Source organism: Brevundimonas sp. 01N35 (assembly GCF_056399785.1).
Map to the genome: position 1 here is coordinate 78,060 of NZ_JBFTRZ010000013.1, position 18,397 is coordinate 96,456.

At 69.6% G+C, this 18,397-nt stretch carries 19 protein-coding genes; 11 read left to right on the top strand and 8 right to left on the bottom strand.

Annotation, left to right across the window (positions count from 1 at the left end; translation table 11 throughout):
• Positions 1-117 precede the first annotated feature (117 nt).
• The gene (gene mutS / locus AC1DJ5_RS13145) at positions 118-2,814 is read right to left on the bottom strand and encodes a DNA mismatch repair protein MutS (RefSeq protein ID WP_477020904.1); all 2,697 of its coding nucleotides are present in this window, start codon (positions 2,812-2,814) and stop codon (positions 118-120) included.
• A 92-nt stretch (positions 2,815-2,906) separates the two neighbouring features.
• Between mutS and AC1DJ5_RS13150 the strand changes: the two genes are divergently transcribed.
• The gene (locus tag AC1DJ5_RS13150) at positions 2,907-3,581 is read left to right on the top strand and encodes a DUF4328 domain-containing protein (protein ID WP_477020905.1); all 675 of its coding nucleotides are present in this window, start codon (positions 2,907-2,909) and stop codon (positions 3,579-3,581) included.
• On the opposite strand, the gene AC1DJ5_RS13155 is transcribed toward AC1DJ5_RS13150, so the two are convergent.
• From AC1DJ5_RS13155 to AC1DJ5_RS13165, 3 genes are all read right to left on the bottom strand, one after another.
• A complete protein-coding gene (locus AC1DJ5_RS13155; protein WP_441456290.1) occupies positions 3,582-4,481 on the bottom strand; it encodes an aldo/keto reductase in 900 nt (299 codons plus the stop codon). It lies immediately after the preceding gene.
• 70 nt (positions 4,482-4,551) lie between these two features.
• Positions 4,552-5,253: a maleylacetoacetate isomerase gene (maiA, locus tag AC1DJ5_RS13160; RefSeq protein WP_477020906.1), complete on the bottom strand. Its 702-nt coding sequence runs from the start codon at positions 5,251-5,253 to the stop codon at positions 4,552-4,554.
• Positions 5,250-5,906 (bottom strand): fumarylacetoacetate hydrolase family protein, encoded by a 657-nt coding sequence (locus tag AC1DJ5_RS13165; protein ID WP_441456292.1) that lies wholly within the window; start codon positions 5,904-5,906, stop codon positions 5,250-5,252. The genes maiA and AC1DJ5_RS13165 overlap by 4 nt, the downstream gene beginning before the upstream one ends.
• 159 nt (positions 5,907-6,065) lie before the next feature.
• Between AC1DJ5_RS13165 and AC1DJ5_RS13170 the strand changes: the two genes are divergently transcribed.
• The 3 genes from AC1DJ5_RS13170 (at position 6,066) to AC1DJ5_RS13180 (ending at position 7,081) form a co-directional block, all read left to right on the top strand.
• Entirely contained in the window at positions 6,066-6,410 is a 345-nt protein-coding gene (locus AC1DJ5_RS13170; RefSeq protein ID WP_441456293.1) for a glycine zipper domain-containing protein, read from the top strand.
• A complete protein-coding gene (locus AC1DJ5_RS13175; RefSeq protein WP_477020907.1) occupies positions 6,410-6,799 on the top strand; it encodes a hypothetical protein in 390 nt (129 codons plus the stop codon). Before AC1DJ5_RS13170 ends, AC1DJ5_RS13175 begins: the two co-directional genes overlap by 1 nt.
• A 105-nt stretch (positions 6,800-6,904) precedes the next feature.
• Positions 6,905-7,081 carry a DUF1328 domain-containing protein gene (locus AC1DJ5_RS13180; RefSeq protein ID WP_300201173.1) on the top strand — a complete coding sequence of 59 codons (177 nt, stop codon included), beginning with the start codon at positions 6,905-6,907 and terminating at the stop codon, positions 7,079-7,081.
• Between the two features lie 93 nt (positions 7,082-7,174).
• Here the strand turns inward: AC1DJ5_RS13180 and AC1DJ5_RS13185 are convergent, their stop codons facing one another.
• A complete protein-coding gene (locus AC1DJ5_RS13185) occupies positions 7,175-8,029 on the bottom strand; it encodes a metallophosphoesterase family protein (RefSeq protein ID WP_477020908.1) in 855 nt (284 codons plus the stop codon).
• On the bottom strand, positions 8,026-8,970 hold the full coding sequence (locus tag AC1DJ5_RS13190; RefSeq protein ID WP_441456296.1) for a diacylglycerol/lipid kinase family protein: 945 nt from the start codon (positions 8,968-8,970) through the stop codon (positions 8,026-8,028). The genes AC1DJ5_RS13185 and AC1DJ5_RS13190 overlap by 4 nt, the downstream gene beginning before the upstream one ends.
• Before the next feature lie 155 nt (positions 8,971-9,125).
• On the opposite strand from AC1DJ5_RS13190, the gene AC1DJ5_RS13195 reads away from it, so the two are divergent.
• The 3 genes from AC1DJ5_RS13195 to AC1DJ5_RS13205 all read left to right on the top strand — a co-directional run bounded on the left by AC1DJ5_RS13195 (position 9,126) and on the right by AC1DJ5_RS13205 (position 12,336).
• A complete protein-coding gene (locus AC1DJ5_RS13195) occupies positions 9,126-9,473 on the top strand; it encodes a YMGG-like glycine zipper-containing protein (protein WP_441456297.1) in 348 nt (115 codons plus the stop codon).
• A gap of 123 nt (positions 9,474-9,596) precedes the next feature.
• On the top strand, positions 9,597-10,058 hold the full coding sequence (locus tag AC1DJ5_RS13200; RefSeq protein WP_477020909.1) for an OmpA family protein: 462 nt from the start codon (positions 9,597-9,599) through the stop codon (positions 10,056-10,058).
• 97 nt (positions 10,059-10,155) lie between these two features.
• Positions 10,156-12,336, top strand: coding sequence for a protein-disulfide reductase DsbD family protein (locus AC1DJ5_RS13205; protein ID WP_477020910.1), 2,181 nt, complete (start codon positions 10,156-10,158; stop codon positions 12,334-12,336).
• Between the two features lie 218 nt (positions 12,337-12,554).
• Here AC1DJ5_RS13205 and AC1DJ5_RS13210 read toward each other — a convergent pair whose 3' ends face one another.
• Complete coding sequence (locus AC1DJ5_RS13210) at positions 12,555-13,031, bottom strand: hypothetical protein (protein WP_441456300.1); 477 nt, start codon at positions 13,029-13,031, stop codon at positions 12,555-12,557.
• A gap of 124 nt (positions 13,032-13,155) precedes the next feature.
• Here AC1DJ5_RS13210 and pgi point away from each other — a divergent pair, with 124 nt between their 5' ends.
• Together pgi and AC1DJ5_RS13220 are read left to right on the top strand one after the other, a co-directional pair.
• Positions 13,156-14,775: a glucose-6-phosphate isomerase gene (pgi, locus tag AC1DJ5_RS13215; protein ID WP_477020911.1), complete on the top strand. Its 1,620-nt coding sequence runs from the start codon at positions 13,156-13,158 to the stop codon at positions 14,773-14,775.
• Positions 14,772-15,152 carry a DUF4260 family protein gene (locus AC1DJ5_RS13220; protein WP_477020912.1) on the top strand — a complete coding sequence of 127 codons (381 nt, stop codon included), beginning with the start codon at positions 14,772-14,774 and terminating at the stop codon, positions 15,150-15,152. The genes pgi and AC1DJ5_RS13220 overlap by 4 nt, the downstream gene beginning before the upstream one ends.
• 95 nt (positions 15,153-15,247) lie before the next feature.
• Here the strand turns inward: AC1DJ5_RS13220 and AC1DJ5_RS13225 are convergent, their stop codons facing one another.
• Positions 15,248-15,691: a hypothetical protein gene (locus AC1DJ5_RS13225; protein ID WP_441456303.1), complete on the bottom strand. Its 444-nt coding sequence runs from the start codon at positions 15,689-15,691 to the stop codon at positions 15,248-15,250.
• A 236-nt stretch (positions 15,692-15,927) separates the two neighbouring features.
• On the opposite strand from AC1DJ5_RS13225, the gene groES reads away from it, so the two are divergent.
• Complete coding sequence (gene groES, locus AC1DJ5_RS13230) at positions 15,928-16,215, top strand: co-chaperone GroES (protein ID WP_008259448.1); 288 nt, start codon at positions 15,928-15,930, stop codon at positions 16,213-16,215.
• 54 nt (positions 16,216-16,269) lie between these two features.
• Complete coding sequence (gene groL / locus AC1DJ5_RS13235) at positions 16,270-17,913, top strand: chaperonin GroEL (RefSeq protein WP_441456304.1); 1,644 nt, start codon at positions 16,270-16,272, stop codon at positions 17,911-17,913.
• Positions 17,914-18,397: the final 484 nt, after the last annotated feature.

Sequence of the window (18,397 nt, forward strand, 5' to 3'; positions counted from 1 at the left end):
TCATCCCGGCGGACGCCGGGATCCAGTCCTTTGGCTTCACGCGCGAGGTCCGCCAATTCACACCGTCGAGAATGGGGCTCTCACTGGGTCCCGGCGTCCGCCGGGATGAGCGGGCTTTTAAGTCTTCGCCAGACCCTTCAGCCGATACAACGCTTCCAGCGCCTCGCGCGGGGTCAGCTCATCCGGATCGATGCCCGCCATCGCGTCGTCGAGCGCCGAGCTCATCGGCGCTGGCGGCGGCTCGGCCACGGCGGCGAACAGGGGCAGGTCGTCCAGACGCGCCGTCGCCGCCTTCTCGTGCTCCAGCCGCTCCAGCACCTCGCGGGCGCGGCCGACGACGGCGGTCGGCACCCCGGCCAGCTTGGCCACCTGCACCCCGTAGGAGCGGTCCGCCGCGCCGGGCGCCGCCTCGTGCAGGAAGACCAGATCGCCGTTCCACTCGCGCGCCTTCATCGACAGGTTGCAGACGTGGTCCAGCCGCTCCTCCAGCCGCGCCAGCTCGTGATAATGGGTGGCGAACAGGGTGCGGGCGCGGTTGGTCTCGTGCAGGGCCTCGGCCGTCGCCCAGGCGATGGCCAGACCGTCGTAGGTGGCCGTGCCGCGCCCGATCTCGTCCAGCACGACGAAGCTGCGATCCGTGGCCTGGGTCAGGATGGCGGCGGTCTCGACCATCTCCATCATGAAGGTCGAGCGGCCGCGCGCCAGATCGTCGCCGGCCCCGACGCGGCTGAACAGCCGGTCCACCACGCCCAGCCGCATGGCCCGCGCGGGGACAAAGGCCCCGGCCTGAGCCAACACCACCAGCAGGGCGTTCTGGCGCAGGAAGGTCGACTTACCGGCCATGTTCGGCCCGGTGACGATCGACAGGCGCGAGGCTCCGGCGCCGTCGCCGGCCAGTCGGCAGTTGTTCGGGGTATAGGGATCGCCCTGCGCCGTTACCGCCGCCTCGACCACCGGATGACGTCCGGCCTCGACGTCGAAACACAGGCTGTCGTCGACCACGGGGCGCACGGCGCCGACCTCCTCGGCCCATTCGGCCAGGGCCGCGTGGGCGTCCAGTTCGGCCAGGGCCTCGGCCACGCCCTGCAACAGAGCGGCCAGCCGCGCCACCTCGCGCCGCCAGTTTTCGAAGGTCTCGCCCTCCATGGCCAGGGCGCGATGCCCGGCCTGGCTGATCCTGGCGTCCAGTTCCGACAGTTCGACCGTGGTGAAGCGGACCTGATTGGCCAGGGTCTGACGGTGGATGAAGGGGCTGTCGGGACCTGCCCGCAGCAGGCCCTCGGCCGCCTTGGCGGAGGCTTCGAGGAAATAGCCCAGCACGGCGTTGTGGCGCACCTTGAAGGCCACGCCGCTCTCGGCCACGGCGCGCGCCTCCAGATCGGCGACCACGCGACGGCTGTCGTCGCGCAGGGTGCGGGCGGCGTCCAGTTCGGGCCGGTGGCCGGGGTTCACATAGCCGCCGTCGCGCGCCAGATGCGGCGGCTCCTCGATCAGACCCTCGCCCAGATCGGCCAGCAGATGCGACAACTCGGCGTCCAGCGTCAGCCGGTCGAGACAGGCCAGAACCCGCGCCGGCGGTCCCGCCAGAGGATCGCGCGCCGAGGCGGCGAACAGACCGGCCAGACCCTGCGCCGTCGTCAGCCCCGAACGGATCGCCGACAGATCGCGCGGCCCTCCGCGTCCCAGCGCCAGCCGCGAGGTCGCCCGCGCCACGTCGGCCGACGCGCGCAGCCCGTCGCGCAGATCGCGCCGCAGATCGCGCCGCTCCAGCAGCCACTCCACCGCGTCCAGACCGGCGTTGATCGCCGCCGGATCGCGCAAGGGCCGGGACACCCGCTCGGCCAACGCCCGCGCCCCGCCGGAGGTGACGCTGCGGTCAATCGAGTGCAGCAGGCTGCCGTCGCGCTCGCCGCGCTGGGTGCGGTCGATTTCGAGGCTGAGGCGGGTGGCCGGGTCGATGGCCAGAAAGCCGCTCTCGCCCGAGCGACGCGGCGGGGCCAGGGCCGGAATCTTGCCGGCCTGGGTGGTCTCCAGATAGGCGGCGATCAGGCCCAGCGCCGAAACCTCGGCCTCCTCGAAGGCGCCGAAGCCGTCCAGCGCCGAAACGCCATAGAGCCGCTGCACCCGGTCGCGGGCGCCCACGGGCTCGGCGAGGGCCTGCGGCATGGCCTGAACCACGCCGCCGGAGCCGTCCAGCGCCCCCTTCAGCGCCTCGTCCGAAAACAGCCGGTCGGGCACCAGCACTTCCGACGGGCGGAAGGCCGCGAGCGCCGCGCCCAGATCGCTGAGGTCGCAGGCCACCGAGTCCATGGCGCCCGCCGACAGCTCGACCACCGCCACGGCGGCTCTTCCTTTTCGCACCGCCACCGCCGCCAGCCGGTTGGCCCCGCGCGCGTCCAGCAGCGCATCCTCGGTCAGGGTGCCGGGCGTCACCACCCGCACCACGCCGCGGTGGACCACCGCCTTGTGACCGCGCTTCTTGGCCTCGGCGGGGTTCTCCAGCTGCTCGCAGATGGCGACCTTGAAGCCCATGCGGATCAGCCGCGCCAGATAGCCGTCCAGCGCATGGACCGGCACCCCGGCCATGGGGATGTCCTCGCCCTGATGCTTGCCGCGCTTGGTCAGGGTGATGCCCAGCGCCGCCGCCGCCTTCACCGCATCCTCGAAGAAGAGCTCGTAGAAGTCGCCCATGCGGAAGAAGAGGATGGCGTCCGGCTGGCCCGCCTTGGCCGCCAGGAATTGCGCCATGACCGGGGTCGTGCCGGAATCAGACTTCAGATCGGCTTGCGGGGGATGGGCGAGGGGCGCGTTCATTGTCCGTCAGGGTGACGGATCGCCGCCTTCGTCTCAAGCGTCGGGTTGCGGAGGAATCGTGGAAATGCTCCGATCTTCTGGGGGGAAGTCAAATGAGCAACAAAGTACACAGACCGCGCAGCATCATGGGCTGGTGGCGAGCCGTCGAAGTCATCGGCTGGATCTATATTGCGACCGCCGCCATCGCCCCCCTAGGTCTGATTGCGGCCTGGTCCCTCGGTTCAGTCGCCGGCGACGGCGCCCTCGATCTGTCCTGGCTCACCGACACCGTGGCGGCCACCCTGCTTCTGAACCTTGCGGCCACCTATATCGGCGCGGTCGTGACCCTGATCTGGTACTATCAGGCAAACCGCAATGCTCACGCCCTGGGCTTGAAACTCGACACCCAGCCGCACTGGGCGGTGCTGTGGTTTTTCATTCCCTTTGCCGCCCTGTTCAAACCCTATGGCGTCACCGCGGAACTCTGGCGATCGAGCACTTATCCTGACGGCTGGCGCAGCAAGTCCGACCCATTGCGCATGAGATTGTGGTGGGCCGCCTATCTTGCCGGCGTTGTTCTGAACATGCTGGGCAACGTCATCGGTCGGGCCGTCGCCGAGGACCAATTGGCGACAGGATTGCTTATGTCGGTTCCGTCCAACGTTGCGTTCGCCCTAGCTGGCCTGCTGTTCCTTTCCCTCGGACGCGAAATTGCCAAACGGCAGCAAGCCCTTATCCAGTCGGGCTTTCGACCGGCGCCCCGCGGTGCCCCCAGTTGGGCGCCCTGATCAGGCGGCGTTGCTGACGTACAGGCGGGCGCGCGAGGCGACGGCGGCGGGGGCTTCGTCCAGCGCCAGGGCGTCCCAGTCGATGTCGGGCTTGTCCGCGTGCGAAGCGGCGACGATGGCGCGCAGTTCGGCGGCCGAGGCCACGCTGGCGATCACCGAGGCCACGCCGGGCAGGTTCAGCGCATAGGCCAGGGCCGCCTGCATCGGATCGACGCGCGCCTCGGCCAGACGCCGACGCGTGCGCGACAGGGCCATGCCGTGCGCGGCCAGCTCGGGCGGCAGGCTTTCGCGGTTGGCGAACAACAGGCCCTGGGCGAAGACCGAGGCCAGATGCACCTCGACCCCTTGCGCGGCCAGAGCCTCGATCACCCCGCCGCGCGCGGCGCGCTGGTCCAGGATGTTGCAGGCGACCTGCACCACGTCGGGCTGGAAGCGCCGCGCGATCAGGGCCGGGCCGTCCTCGACCGTGGCGACGAAGCCGATCTTGCGGAAGATGCCGCGTTCCTTCAGCGCCGTCAGGCGGGCCCACAGGGCGCGGCCCTCGGCCCCGGCCAGATCGGACGCGTTCTGCACCAGGACGGCGTCGCCGCGCGGCAGGCCCATGCGTTCCAGCGAGCGGCGGGCGCGGGCCTCGACCCGGTCCAGACCGTCGGCCAGGGGCACGGTGCGCGCGGTGACGCGGAAGGGCGAGGGGAAGGGCCAGGCCTGGCCCAGCAGCCGTTCGACGTCGCCCTCGGGCCGGGTCGCGACCACGCCGACGCCCGCATCGCCCGCCGTTTGCAGCAGATGACGCATGGCGTCCTCCCGCTGGCCGGGCGGCAGCGGGCGGGACCGTTCGGGCTCAGTCACCACAGCGATGGCGAGCCGGTCGGCTGGAGAGGGCGGGACGGCGAATCTCACGACGCCGATATTCAGCGCCAAAGCTTAAGGGAGATTGACCGAAATCAATGCCGTTGGTGAACGAACAGGCTTAATCCGCGTCCGGTTGCCCGTCTGGTTGCCCGTCTGGTTGCCCGTCTGGTTGCCCGTCTGGTTGCCCGTCTGGTTGCCCGTCTGGTTGATTGTCCGGATGCGCCGCAATGAAGGCCGGATGCAGGTCGGCCCGCATTTCGATCTCCAGCAGACGCGGAAACGCCGTCAGATCGACGTTGAACCGCCGGGCCGAATAAATCTGCGGAATCAGGTAGCAGTCGGCCAGCGTCGGGCCCCCGCCGAAGCACCAGCCCTCGCCGTGGCGCACCACCTGGGCCTCCAACGCGTGGAAACCCTCGACGATCCAGCGCCTGGCCCAGGCGTCCACCCCCGCCTGATCGGCGCCGAGATCCTTCACCGCCTTCAGCACCCGCAGATTGTTCAGCGGATGGACGTCGCAGCCGATCAGCGCCGCCATGGCGCGCACGCAGGCGCGGTCGGCGGCGTTTGAGGGCAGCAAGGCCGGGGTCGGACAGGTCTCCTCCAGCCATTCCAGAATAGCCGGGCTCTGGGTCAGGATCAGGTCGTCGACCTCCAGCGCAGGAACCAGACCCTGAGGGTTGAGCGCGCGATAGGCCTCCGACCTCTGCGCCCCAGCCCGCAGATCGACCGGCGCCGTCTGATAGGCCAGACCTTTCAGATTAAGCGCGATGCGGGTGCGGTAGCTGGTGCCCGAGCGCCAATAGCCGTGCAGGATCATGGCTGTACCGTGAAGGCGAGCGGGGCCAGACCGTCGATGCTCGCCTCGACCCGGTCGCCGGGAACCAGAGGCCCGACGCCCTCGGGCGTGCCGGTGAAGATCAGGTCGCCGGGCTGCAGGCTCCACAGCTCATTGGCCTTGGCCAGAATCCCCGCCGGGTCCCAGATCATGTCCGACAGACGCCCCGACTGGCGCGTCTCGCCGTTGACCTTGAGCGCGATCACCGCGTCCGCGTCGGGCAGGGCGCCCAGCGTCAGCGCGCCGCACGGGGCCGACTGGTCGAAGGCCTTGCCCGCCTCCCACGGCCGCCCCTTGGCTTTCGCTTCGGCCTGCAGGTCGCGCCGCGTCAGATCGACGCCGACGGCCCAGCCCGCGACGGTTCCGCCCTCGCCGACGGCGACGACCAGTTCAACCTCATGGTGCAGGTTCGCCGTCGCCGACGGATAGGTCGGATCGACCCCGTCCACGACCAGGGCGTCGGCCGGCTTGGCGAAGAAGAAGGGGGCAGGCTTGTTCGGATCGGCCCCCATTTCGCGGGCGTGGGCGGCGTAGTTCTGGCCGACGCACAGGATGCGGCGGACGGGGAAGCGGCGCGCGTCGCCGACGATGGGCAGGGACGGGGTCGGAGCGGGGGGGAACAGCCATTGGGTCATGACGTTCTTTCTAGAACGGCGGTTGGAACGACGCCAGAAGGCGGCTTGCGCGACAGGCCAAGGCTTGCTGCATTGCGGGAACCTTGGCCCCCGGTGTGGCGTTCGGGCCAGGGGTTCTCTATTTAACCGTCAAGCTTACACAGAAGCGGAGCGCGCATCATGGCCACGACCAAGGCTCGGGAAGACATCAAGAACGATCTGAAGACCCTCAAGGAGGATCTCAAGACCGGGGCGCGCGAGGAAACCCAGCGCCTCAAGGAAAAGGCCGCCGAGGCCGAAGCCCGTCTGCGCGAGCAGGGCGACGAGCTGCGCGACAAGGCGCGCGGCTATTACGACGACGCCCGGGTGCGCGGCCGCGAGTATTACGACGACGCCGCCGAGCGCTTCGAGGAAGCCCAGCGCTACGTCATCGAACGCGTGCAGGAACGTCCGGTGCAGTCGACCGCCATCGCCCTGGGCGTCGGCGTCGTGCTCGGCCTGCTGCTCGCCGGTCGTCGCCGCTGATGATCGGGCGGGGGCTCATCAACCGCGCGGTCGCGACCTTCGTCGCGGCCGGCGCGGCCTTCGTGGCCATGGTCGCCCTGGGCGCCACGGCCTATTACCTGCTGGCGCTCGTCGTCGTGCCGCTGGCGGCGGCGGCGATCACCTCGGCCGTCTTCGCCGTCATCGCCCTGATCGTCGCCCTGATTTTCGTGCGCCGCGCGCACGGCGAGGAGGAAGAGGACTACGAGCCGGAAGGTCTGGGCATGCGCGCCTTCCACCTGTTCCAGCAGCGTCCGATCCTGGGCGCGGCGGCGGCCCTGGCCGGCGGATGGATCTTCCTGCGCAATCCCGCCCTGGCCACCATGGTCGCGGCGGCCTTCACCGAGAAAAGCCGCACACGTCGGCGTTAAATCTCGGAACGGTCAAGCCTTCGGAGCGTTGTTGAAGCAGGCGGAACGGTCGACGGGAGGGGTCGACGGTTTCGCTCCCGTCAACCACGTTCCGGAGGATTCTCCATGCTTCGCTGGGCCATCATCTTCTTCATCATCGCCCTGGTCGCCGCCGTTCTCGGCTTCGGCGGAATCTCGGGCATGTCGTTCGAGATCGCCAAGTTCGTCGCCATCATCGCCGTCATCCTGTTCGTGGTCTCGCTGGTCGTCGGCGGGATGCGCGGGCGCGGTCCGCGAATCTGACGCGGCCCTGAGGCTGCACCGAAAGAAGGGCCCGGCGGATCGCCGAGGCCCTTTTTTCCTGTTTCGGGGCTTCGTGGTTGCGTGCGGGCGACGTCAGCTAGCGGCCGCCTCCTTCTCGCCCGGCGTCACGGGGTCGGGGGCCGTCTCGGCGCGCCGCGTGTCCTGGCGTCGCGGCAGCCGCCAGGTCTGGTGATCCTCGAACCGCTTGCCGGTCCACACCACCGCCGTCGCCACGATCTCGCGCGGGTTCCATTCGATCCGGTTGAAGCTGGGCGGCGCGCCCCGCTCGCGATGGGACAGGGTCCCGCAACCGATGGCGTAGGAGCAGCGGTCCGACAGGTCGATGCCCAGGGCGAAGGGCACATGCACATGGCCCGTGGCGATCAGGTCCACCCCCGCCTCGGCGAAGATCAGGGCCGCCTTGTCGCCGCGCTTGACCTCGCCGGTCATGGGCGCGCCGATCATCTCGATCAGCGGGTGATGGCAGGCCAGTATGCGCAGCGCCCCGATCGGCGCGTTGCGCAGGGCCTCGGCCGCACGTCGGGTCTGGTCCAGGTCGATGACGCCCTTGGACCAGTTGGGCCGCGCCTGCCAGCCGCGCGCCGTGGTTACGCCGCGCACCATCAGATTGTCGCGTTTGAACTCATGGTCATGGGCCGGGTGGCCGGTCGCCGCCTCGAACGCCCGCCACGGCCAGAACAGCCGCGCCATCACGTCCCAGTAGGGCACGTCGTGATTGCCGACGGTGACGAAGACCGGCTGGGGCATGGCGCGGATCCACGCGCCCGCCGCCGCGAATTCCCTGGGCCGGCCCTGCTGGGTGATGTCGCCGGTGATCAGCACCAGGTCGTGCGGCACGGCATGGGCGTAGTCCAGCGCGGCGGCGACGGCGTGGACGTGTTCGCAGCCGAAATGCACGTCCGAGAACTGGATCACCCGCCCCGTCAAACGCCGTCCTCCGCCGCGGGAAGGCGCGGCGCCAGAGCCATGAAGGCGCGCGGCAGGAAGGTCACGGTCGCCTCGCGCCCCAGCAGCATGGGCTCGCCGTCGATCACCGCCGGAATCTTCGACCGGGCCGACACCCCGATCCAGCGCGCCGGCTGGGTCGTCACATTGGGGTCGTGCCGCCAGTCGTCGAACAGGGCGTGGGCCGCCAGCCGGAAGGCTTCGCCCGCGTCGGAGGTGTTCATCGCCGCCGCCTCCAGCCCCACCGGCTCGTCCATGGCCTTGGAGATCATCGGACTGATCAGCACCAGGGCCTCGGCGCGCCGCTTGACGCCGCCGTCCAGGCTGAAGCGGATACGGCCGGTGAAGGCCCGCTTCAGCGCCCGCCGTCCGTACATCCAGGCCAGTTTCAGCTTGCCGGTCCGCATCGCCTCGCGCGCCGGCGCCCACAGGGCGGGCGAGCCCAGGATGGCCGCGCAATAGAAGGCCTCGCCCTCGACCATCCCCCCCGACACGGCCTGGGGCGCGCCTTCCTCCAGCGCCAGACGCAGGGCCAGCTTCCAGTCGGCCGTGCCGTAAAGCGCCTTGGGCAGCATGTTCATCGTCCCGCCGGGCAGGGGGGCGACCAGCGGTCCCTTGGCCCCGGCGCGCGCCGCGACCGACCGCGCCGTGCCGTCGCCGGCGAGGACGAACAGGACGTCGGGCTTCGCCTCCAGGGCCTCGCCGATCTGATCCTGGATGCGCGCGCCCTCCAGCGTCGTCACCGTCGGCTCGCATTCATAGTCGCGCAGGATGGCTTCAACCTCTGCAGCGGCCTGGGGGCCGACCCCGCCGGACAGGGGATTGACCAGAATGGTCACCCGCCGGAAGGCGACGTGCGGCGTCAGAGAACGCGGCGAGGGCGCGGCGGCGGGCGCGCCTGGTTCGACGGGGAGGTCGGTCATGACCGGCGAACGCCTCGTTTCACGCCCCGGTTCCGCTGAACGGCGACGCTTGGACTAAATAATGTGAAGCTTGGGGCGGGTCGCCCCGGAACCGCCGCCTTTTCCCCGCGTTCTGTGTGCTTCAGGGGAGCCCCCTTGGGATGAAGGACAGATCCATGAACAAGGCGATCATCGCCATCGCCGGCGCCGGCCTTCTGGTCACCGCCTGCGCCAGTGAACCGTATTACGGCGGCGGCAATAACGAGGCCGTGCGTCAGGGCGCCATCGGCGCGGGCATCGGCGCGGTGGCCGGCGCCATCATCGGCAACAACGTCGGGGGCGGCAACGCAGCCACCGGCGCGGCCATCGGCGCTCTCGCCGGCGGCGCCGCCGGCGTCATCCGAGGCTCCAACCAGGACCGAAGGAACCAGCAGCGCTATCGCGATAATCAGGGCCGTTATTACTACTGCTACGATAATCGCCAGAACGAGTGCTACTGGGAGAACGGCCAGCGTCGCTACTAGGCGACTGGCGCCCGGACGATTTTCGGGTCAGGTTCAAGGGGCGGTCCGTTTGCGCGGGCCGCCCTTTCCGCTTCCAGGTTCTATAATGTCGCGCCCGGGGCTGGGCGTTTGTTGGGGCTGCGCATGAAATCGATCCTCCCGGTCGCCGTCGTCGGCGGCCTGACGCTGGCGCTGGCAGCGAGTTGCGCCCCGCCCGGCGCGTACCAGAACCGCAGCGATCTGGTCAGCGACACCGCCGCCTGCGCCGCCAAGCGGTTCGAAGTCTATTTCGATCAGGATCAGGCGCGGCTGACCGCGGCCGCCCGCCAGGCCATCGGCCTGACCGCGACCCAGCTTCAGGGCTGCGACGTCACCCGGGTTCAGGTGCTCGGGCTCGCCGACGCCCGCAGCGGCACGGCCGCGGCGAACCAGTCTCTGTCCGAACGCCGCGCCCGTTCGGTGGCCGAGGCCCTGGCCGGCGCAGGTCTGCCCGCGCCCGCCTTCGAAGTCGCCGCGGGCGGCGCCGACGGAGCCATGGTCAACGGTGTCAACGATCCGCTGCGCCGCCGCACCGAGGTGCTGATCGAGGCCCGGCCTCGACGCTAGACCCGACGCCGATGCGGCCTGGAGTCGCGACAGGTGGCTGTAGAGGCGCGCGGCGGCTAAGGTCCGGCCACGTCCTCCATCGCCCGGTGCCGCCCCTTTGCGTCTTCTCGCCGCCCTCCTCGTCTGGCTGACCTTCGCCGCCTCGGCGTCCGCCACGCCGTCCGCCCAAGACCTGGCGATGGATCAGGCGTTGAAAGCGGGCGCCGCCTCGCCCTCGACCGGCCCGCAGCGCACCGAGCGGATCGAGGCCGAACTGGTCCCCATGAGCGCCTGGGCCGCGCCCGGCTCGACCGCCGTGGTCGCCGTGCGCCAGCAGATCCAACCCGGCTGGCACACCTATTGGCGCAATCCCGGCGATTCCGGCGGCCCGACCACCCTGGACTGGATCCTGCCGCCCGGGGTCAAGGCGGGCGACATCGTCTGGCCCCTGCCCGAGCGTCAGCGGCTCAAGACCTTGATGAACTACGGCTATTCCGACGCCGTCGTCCTGCCGGTCCCGATCGACATCCCCGCCGACGCCCGGCCGGGCCAGGTCCTGCGGCTGAAGACGACGGCGCATTTCTTCGTCTGCAGCGACCAGATGTGCGTGCCCGAAGACCTCGACCTGGCTCTGGACCTGCGGGTGCAGGACGGCGCCGCCCCGCTCGACCCGCGCTGGGGCCGGGAGATCCAGACCGTCGTCGAGAACGCCCCGCGCCCGGCCGGGATCGACGCCCGCGCCGCCTTCGCGGACGGCCAGCTGACCCTGACGGCGACCGGCGGGCCGCTGGCCGGCGCGACGCCGAAATGGGCCTATTTCTTCCCCTTCGAGGGCGGGGTCATCGACCACGCCGCCGTCCAGACCGGCCAGCGCGGCCCCGACGGCCTGACCCTGTCCGTCGCCGCCGGGCGCGGCCAGACCGCCGAGGGCCTGAAGGGTCCGGTCGCGGGCGTCCTGGCCACCGATCTCGGCGCCTGGGAGATTTATGCGACCCCCGGCCCCGCCCTGGCCGGTACGACCGGCGACGGCGCCCTGGCCAGTGGCGAGACGATCGCCAAGGCTCCTGTCAGCCTGAGCGCCTTCGGCCAGGCCGCCCTGTTCGCCCTGATCGGCGGGCTGATCCTCAACCTCATGCCCTGCGTCTTCCCCATTCTGGCGATGAAGGCCGCCGCCCTGACCCGCTCGGCGCATCATCCGGGTGAGGCGCGGCGCGACGGTCTGGCCTTCCTGGCCGGGGTGCTGGCGACCTTCCTGATCCTGGCGGGGGCGCTGCTGGCCCTACGCGCCGGCGGTCAGGCCCTGGGCTGGGGCTTCCAGCTGCAGTCGCCGGGCGTGGTCGCGGCTCTGGCCCTGCTGATGCTGGCCGTGGCGTTGAACCTGTCGGGCGTCTTCCATATCGGCGCGGGACTGCAGGGCGCCGGCCACGGCCCGCTGGCGCGTCTGCCCGGCGCGCTCGGCGCCTTCTTCACCGGGGTTCTGGCCGTGGTGGTGGCCGCCCCCTGCACCGCCCCCTTCATGGCCTTCGCCCTGGGCGCCGCCCTGCTGATGCCCTGGCCCATGGCCCTGGCGGTCTTCCTCATGCTGGGCCTCGGCCTGGCCCTGCCCTATCTGCTGATCAGCCTCAGCCCCGGCCTTCTGGCGCGCCTGCCGCGTCCCGGTCCGTGGATGGAGACGCTCAGGAACCTGCTGGCCTTCCCCATGTACGGCGCCGCCCTGTGGCTGGCCTGGGTCTATGGCCGCCAGACCGCCGACGCGCTCGCTCTGCTGTTCGGCGCCGGCCTGATGCTGGCCCTGGCGCTCTGGCTGTTCGGGCGGGCGCAAGCCGCCGGGGGCGGGGGCCGCGTCGCCGGGATCGCCGCCGCCCTGTCGCTGATCGCGGCCCTCGGCCTGGGCGTGATGGCGGGCCGCGCCGTGCCCGCCTCGACCGGCGGCGCCGCCGCCTCAACCCGTCTGCCGTCGCAGCCCTGGTCGTCCGACGCCGTGCAGGCGGCGCTGGCCGAGGGCCGTCCGGTACTGGTCAACTTCACCGCCGACTGGTGCGTGACCTGCAAGATCAACGAGGGCGCGGCCCTGTCCTCGGCCAGGACGGCCGAGGCGCTGAAATCCCATGACGCCATCTATCTGGTCGGCGACTGGACCCGCCGTGACGACGCCATCACGGCCGAGCTGGAGCGCCACGGCCGTTCGGGCGTGCCGCTGTATCTGCTCTATACGCCCGACCGCCCCGAGCCCCGCATCCTGCCGCAGTTGCTGACCGAAGGCGTCATCATCGACGCTCTGGGGACAGAGAAGCGCTAACCGTTCCCGTCATCCCGGAAGCGGCGCAGCCGCTATCGGGGACCGCTGCAAGCGCGGCGTTCTGGGCGGTCCCGGCTCTCCGCTTCGCTGCGGCCGGGATGACGATAATTGGGCGCGGGCCTCAAGTAGCCCAACGGGCGGTAGGCCCACTCAAGAATGCGCCTCAAGTAGCGCGAAGCGCGGTAGGCCCAAAAAAGAAAGCCCAAGCCCGCCGTCCTTCAGACGGCTGGCTTGGGCGGCGAGGTGATGACCTCGACGTTGTCGTTCAGCAGATAGGCCAGGTCTTCCAGCGCGGCCTTGCGTTCGGCGGCGTTGGCGGCGGCTTCGACGGCGGCGACCTTCTTGGGCATGTCCTCGGAAATACCGCGCAGGATGCATTTCAGGTCGTTGTCCGTGCCGCGTTCCTTCAGCACCAGATGGCCCTGCAGGTCTCGGGCGGCCAGCTCCGTCGCCTGGGTCTTGAAGCCAGTGAAGGCGGCGCCGCTCAGGAAGCCGTGGGCGTCGGCCGCGCCCGAGGCGATCCAGCCGTCGACGATGGATTTCAGCGACCCCGAACGCGCGACCAGATCGGCGAACAGGGGCTCATGCGCCACCGAGACGGGCGCGTCGGCGGCGACGGGCGGCACGGCGGCTGCGGCGGCCACGGACGGGTCGCTGAGCATCAGGGCGGCGGCGAGGGCGAGACCACAGGACATGGCGCTTCCTTTTCAGATCGCGCAGGAAACGCTTGTTGAAGGCCTTGCCGTGCGCATTCGATTGGACCCTCATACGCCTGAGCCGTAAACGAGGGCTTGCAGATCGCCGCTTTGGGAGACGACCATGCCTCACGCCGCCCTCACCGTCTCCGCCTGGACCGAACTGGAAGCCGTCGCGCGCCGCGACGCCGACGCCCGCATCGACGCACAGTTCACCGCCGATCCCGAGCGGCTGGCCCGGATGAGCGTCGACGCCGCCGGGCTTCATCTGGACCTGTCGAAACAGAGCTGGACCCGCGCCGGATTCGAGACCGCCCTGGACCTGGCCCGCGCCGCCGATGTCGAGGGGCGCCGCGCCGCCCTGTTCGGCGGCGAGGCCGTCAACACCACCGAGGGCCGCGCCGTCCTGCATCCGGCCCTGCGCGCCGCGCCGCGGGCCGATTTTCATGCTCTGGGCGAAGCCGTCTCGGCCGAGGTGGACGCCGTGCGCGACCAGATGCGCGACTACGCCCACGCCGTCCGGGCCAGCCTCGAGACCGGGGCGACAGGCCGGCCGTTCGAGGCCGTGGTGCACATCGGCATCGGCGGCTCAGACCTGGGACCGCGCCTCATCTGGGACGCCCTGCGTCCGCTCGACCCGGCCATCGACGTTCGCTTCGTCGCCAATGTCGACCCGCACGACATGGCCGAGGCCCTGACCGGGCTGGACCCGGCCTCGACCCTGGTCGTCGTCGTGTCCAAGACCTTCACCACCCTGGAGACCCTGACCAACGCCGAAGTCGCCCGAGCGTGGCTGGCCGCCGCCCTGCCCGCCGACGGCATGGACCGGCATTTCATCGGCGTCACCGCCGCGCCCGAGAAGGCCGCCGCCTTCGGCTGCGGGCGGACCTTTGCGTTCCGGGACTGGGTCGGCGGACGTTACTCCCTGTGGTCGGCGGTTAGCCTCAGCTGCATCATCGGCCTGGGCTGGGACGCGTTTCAGGGCTTCCTCGACGGCGCCGCAGAACTGGACCGACATTTCCTCGAAGCGCCGCTGGAGGCCAACGCCCCGGTGCTGCTGGCCCTGGCCCAGATCTACAACGTCGACGGCCTGCACCGGCCCGCGCGCACCGTCGCCCCCTACGCCCACGCCCTGCGTCGTCTGCCGGCCTTCCTGCAGCAGCTGGAGATGGAGTCGAACGGCAAGCGGGTCCGCCGCGACGGCTCGCCGGTCGGCCGCCAGACCTGCCCCGTGGTGTTCGGTGAGCCCGGCACCAACGGCCAGCACGCCTTCTTCCAGCAGATCCATCAGGGGCCCCAGGTGGTCCCGGCCGAGTTCGTCATCGTCGCCCACACTCAGGGCGAGGCCTCGGAAAGCCCGCTGTGGGCCAACGCCCTGGCCCAGGGTCAGGCCCTGATGCAGGGCAAGACCGAGGCCCAGGTCCATGCCGAACTGATCGGTTCGGGCGCGTCGCCGGCTGAGGCCGACCGTCTGGCCCCGCACAAGGCCTTCCCCGGCAACCGCCCCTCGACCGCCATCCTCATGGACCGCCTGACGCCGCAGACCCTGGGCGCCCTGATCGCCCTCTATGAGCACAAGACCTTCGTCGAGGGCGTGCTCTGGGACATCAACAGCTTCGACCAGTGGGGCGTCGAACTGGGCAAGGTCCTGGCCAAGGCGGTGCTGAAGGATGTGGCGGCTGGCGCCCCCTCGCCCGACCTCGATCCGTCGACGGCGGCCCTGCTGACGCGGTTGCTGGCATGAGGGTCGTCGCGCCCGTCTGGCAACGGCTGGAAGGCCTCGCCCTGCTGGGCGTTTCCGTTCTGGCCTACGCCCGCTTCAGCGAGGGCTGGCTGCTGTTCGGACTGTTGTTCCTGGCCCCCGACCTGTCGTTCCTCGGTTATCTGGCCGGACCGCGCCGAGGCGCCTGGGCCTATAATCTGGCCCACAGCCTGATCGGCCCCCTGGCGCTGGCGGCGGCGGGCCTGCTGACGGACGCCGCTCTGCCAACCGCCCTCGCCTTGATCTGGCTGGCCCACCTGGGTTTCGACCGCGCCCTGGGCTACGGCCTCAAATCCCCCGACGGGTTCGGGGTCACCCATCTGGGCCTCATCGGCGCCGCGCGACGAGCGGCGCCCTAGACCCACGAGCCGGCCTGACCGTCGGCGGTCGCCGAGACCGGACACGGAAAAGGCCCGGCGTCGCCGCCGGGCCTTCGTTCATCCGATGCTCTGTTCTACCAGCGACGGTCGTAGCGATAGTCGCGGTCGTGACGGTTCTGGTTGCTGCGCCATTCGCCGTGGTTCCGCCAATAGCGGCCGTCGCGATAATAACGGCCGTTGCGGTTGTAGTCGTAGCCATCGCGGCTGTTGACGCCGTGATCCCGCTCCCAGTGGCCCTGGTTCCGGTAGCAGCGGCCGCCGCGGTAGTATTCGCAGCCGTCGCCCCGGTTCGAGGCCACAGCGCCCAGCGCCGCGCCGGCCAGGGCCCCGCCCGCGACATAGCGTCCGTCGCCCTGACCGATCAGGGCCCCGGCGACGCCGCCGACGACGGCGCCCAGCACGGCGTCACGGCCGGGGTTGTCGCGGTTACGGTCGCGGTAGGACTGGGCGGCGGCGGGGGTGGTCGCCAGCATCGTCAGGGCCAAGGCGCCGACGCCGATCTTGGAAATGGTCTTCATGGCGGGCTCCCTTCGAAAGCCGATTGATCCGTGGCTTCCCTTTTAGAAAGGTCCCGCTGAACGCCCCCAACGGGTTCCGTTCATCTCCCAGTCATCTTGGCGAAAATTCGGCGAGCCTCGGCCTTGACGGCCTATCGACCTCGACCTACCTCCCGTGGCGTTAGCACTCGGGGAGGGCGGCTGCCAAAGCCGCAGGTTCCGGGGCACAACTCGATTACCTATTGGGAGATCATCAGATGGCGTTTCGTCCTCTCGGCGACCGCGTGCTGGTCAAGCGCGTTGAAGAAGAATCCAAGACCAAGGGCGGGATCATCATCCCCGACACCGCCAAGGAAAAGCCCCAGGAAGGCGAAGTCGTCTCCGTCGGCCCCGGCGTCCGCGATGAATCCGGCAAGGTCAATGCCCTGGAGCTGAAGGCCGGCGACCGCATCCTGTTCGGCAAGTGGTCGGGCACGGAAGTGAAGATCGACGGCGACGACCTGATCATCATGAAGGAATCCGACGTCCTGGGCGTGCTTTCGTAAGCACTCTGGGTTTCCGGTTTCTCTCGTAAAAACATCTAGATAGGAGCTGCCCGCATGGCCGCTAAAATCGTAAAATTCAACACCGACGCTCGCGACAAGATGCTGCGCGGCGTCAACATCCTGGCTGACGCCGTCAAGGTGACCCTGGGTCCCAAGGGCCGCAACGTCGTGATCCAGAAGTCCTTCGGCGCCCCGCGCTCGACCAAGGACGGCGTCACCGTCGCCAAAGAGATCGAACTGGAAGACGCCTTCGAGAACATGGGCGCCCAGATGATCCGCGAAGTCGCCTCCAAGGCGAACGACAACGCGGGCGACGGCACCACCACCGCCACCGTTCTGGCTCAAGCCATCGTGCAAGAGGGCCTGAAAGCCGTCGCCGCCGGCATGAACCCGATGGACCTGAAGCGCGGCATCGACCAGGCCGTCGCGGTGGCCCTGGACGAGGTCAAGGCCATCTCCAAGCCGGTCTCGAACAACTCGGAAATCGCCCAGGTCGGCACCATCTCGGCCAACGGCGACGCTGAAATCGGCGAGCTGATCGCCCTGGCCATGGCCAAGGTCGGCAACGAAGGCGTCATCACGGTCGAAGAAGCCAAGACGGCCGAAACCACCGTCGACATCGTCGAAGGCATGCAGTTCGACCGCGGCTACCTGTCGCCCTACTTCATCACCAACGCCGACAAGATGGAGGTCGCCCTCGAAGAGCCCCTCATCCTGCTCCACGAGAAGAAGCTGACCTCGCTGCAGCCCATGCTGCCGGTGCTGGAAGCCGTGGTTCAGTCGGGTCGTCCCCTGCTGATCATCGCCGAGGACATCGAAGGCGAAGCCCTGGCCACCCTGGTGGTCAACAAGCTGCGTGGCGGCCTGCGCGTCGCCGCCGTCAAGGCTCCGGGCTTCGGCGACCGCCGCAAGGCCATGCTGGAAGACCTCGCCATCCTGACCGGCGGCCAGGTCATCTCGGAAGACCTCGGCATCAAGCTCGAGACCGTCACCCTGGACATGCTCGGCAAGGCCAAGAAGGTCACGATCACCAAGGACGACACCACCATCGTCGAAGGCGCCGGTGAGAAAGAGGGCATCGAAGCCCGCGTTTCGCAGATCAAGCGTCAGATCGAGGACACCACCTCGGACTACGACAAAGAGAAGCTGCAAGAGCGTCTGGCCAAGCTGGCTGGCGGCGTCGCCGTCCTGCGCGTCGGCGGCTCGACCGAAGTCGAAGTCAAAGAGAAGAAAGACCGCGTCGACGACGCCCTCAACGCCACCCGCGCGGCGGCTGACGAAGGCATCGTCCCGGGCGGCGGCGTGGCCCTGCTGCAAGCCTCCAAGAAGCTGATCGATCTGAAGGGCGCCAACGCCGATCAGAACGCCGGCATCGCCATCGTCCGTCGCGCCCTGCAGGCTCCGATCCGTCAGATCTCCGAGAACTCGGGCGTCGAAGGCTCGATCGTGGTCGGCAAGGTCATGGACTCGAACGACGCTTCGTTCGGCTTCAACGCCCAGACCGAAGAGTACGGCGATCTCGTCAAGATGGGCGTGATCGACCCGGCCAAGGTCGTCCGCTCGGCTCTGAAGTCGGCCGCCTCGGTCGCCGGCATCATGATCACGACGGAAGCCGCTATCGCTGACGCCCCCAAGAAGGGCGGCGCCGGCGCCCCCGACATGGGTGGAATGGGCGGCATGGGCGGCATGGACTTCTAAGGAAGTCCTGCTTCTCAAGCAGACCAAGGAAGGGCGGGATCGAAAGGTCCCGCCCTTTTTCTATGCGTCCTTCCCCCCTTGCGGGAGAAGGCTCAGATGAGCGGCGTCGGCGGCGTCCTCTCCGGGTCTCAAGCCCAGTCCATTCCTTCTTCCGTCATTCTCAGGCCAGCCGCGCAGCGGCGCTGCCATCGCCCTCTCGCCCCCCATTCCCGCTCACCCCGGCGGACGCCGGGGTGAGCGGTATTAAGGTGCAGCCATCACAATCCCCCCGCCCAATCCCTGACCCCGCAAGCGATCGCGTCAACGCCGCCCCCATCAACTCGCCTCACCGCCAACCTGCGCCATGCTCCACCTGTCCCGTCGCAAGGGAGGGCTCGCTTGGCCGGCGAACCGAAGCGGCGGCGGGAGCGGAGAGAACGGGGGTCTTGTCGGACCGTCAGCCTCTCGTCGCGCGCACCGGGCAAGGGAGCACCCAGCGGAAGGC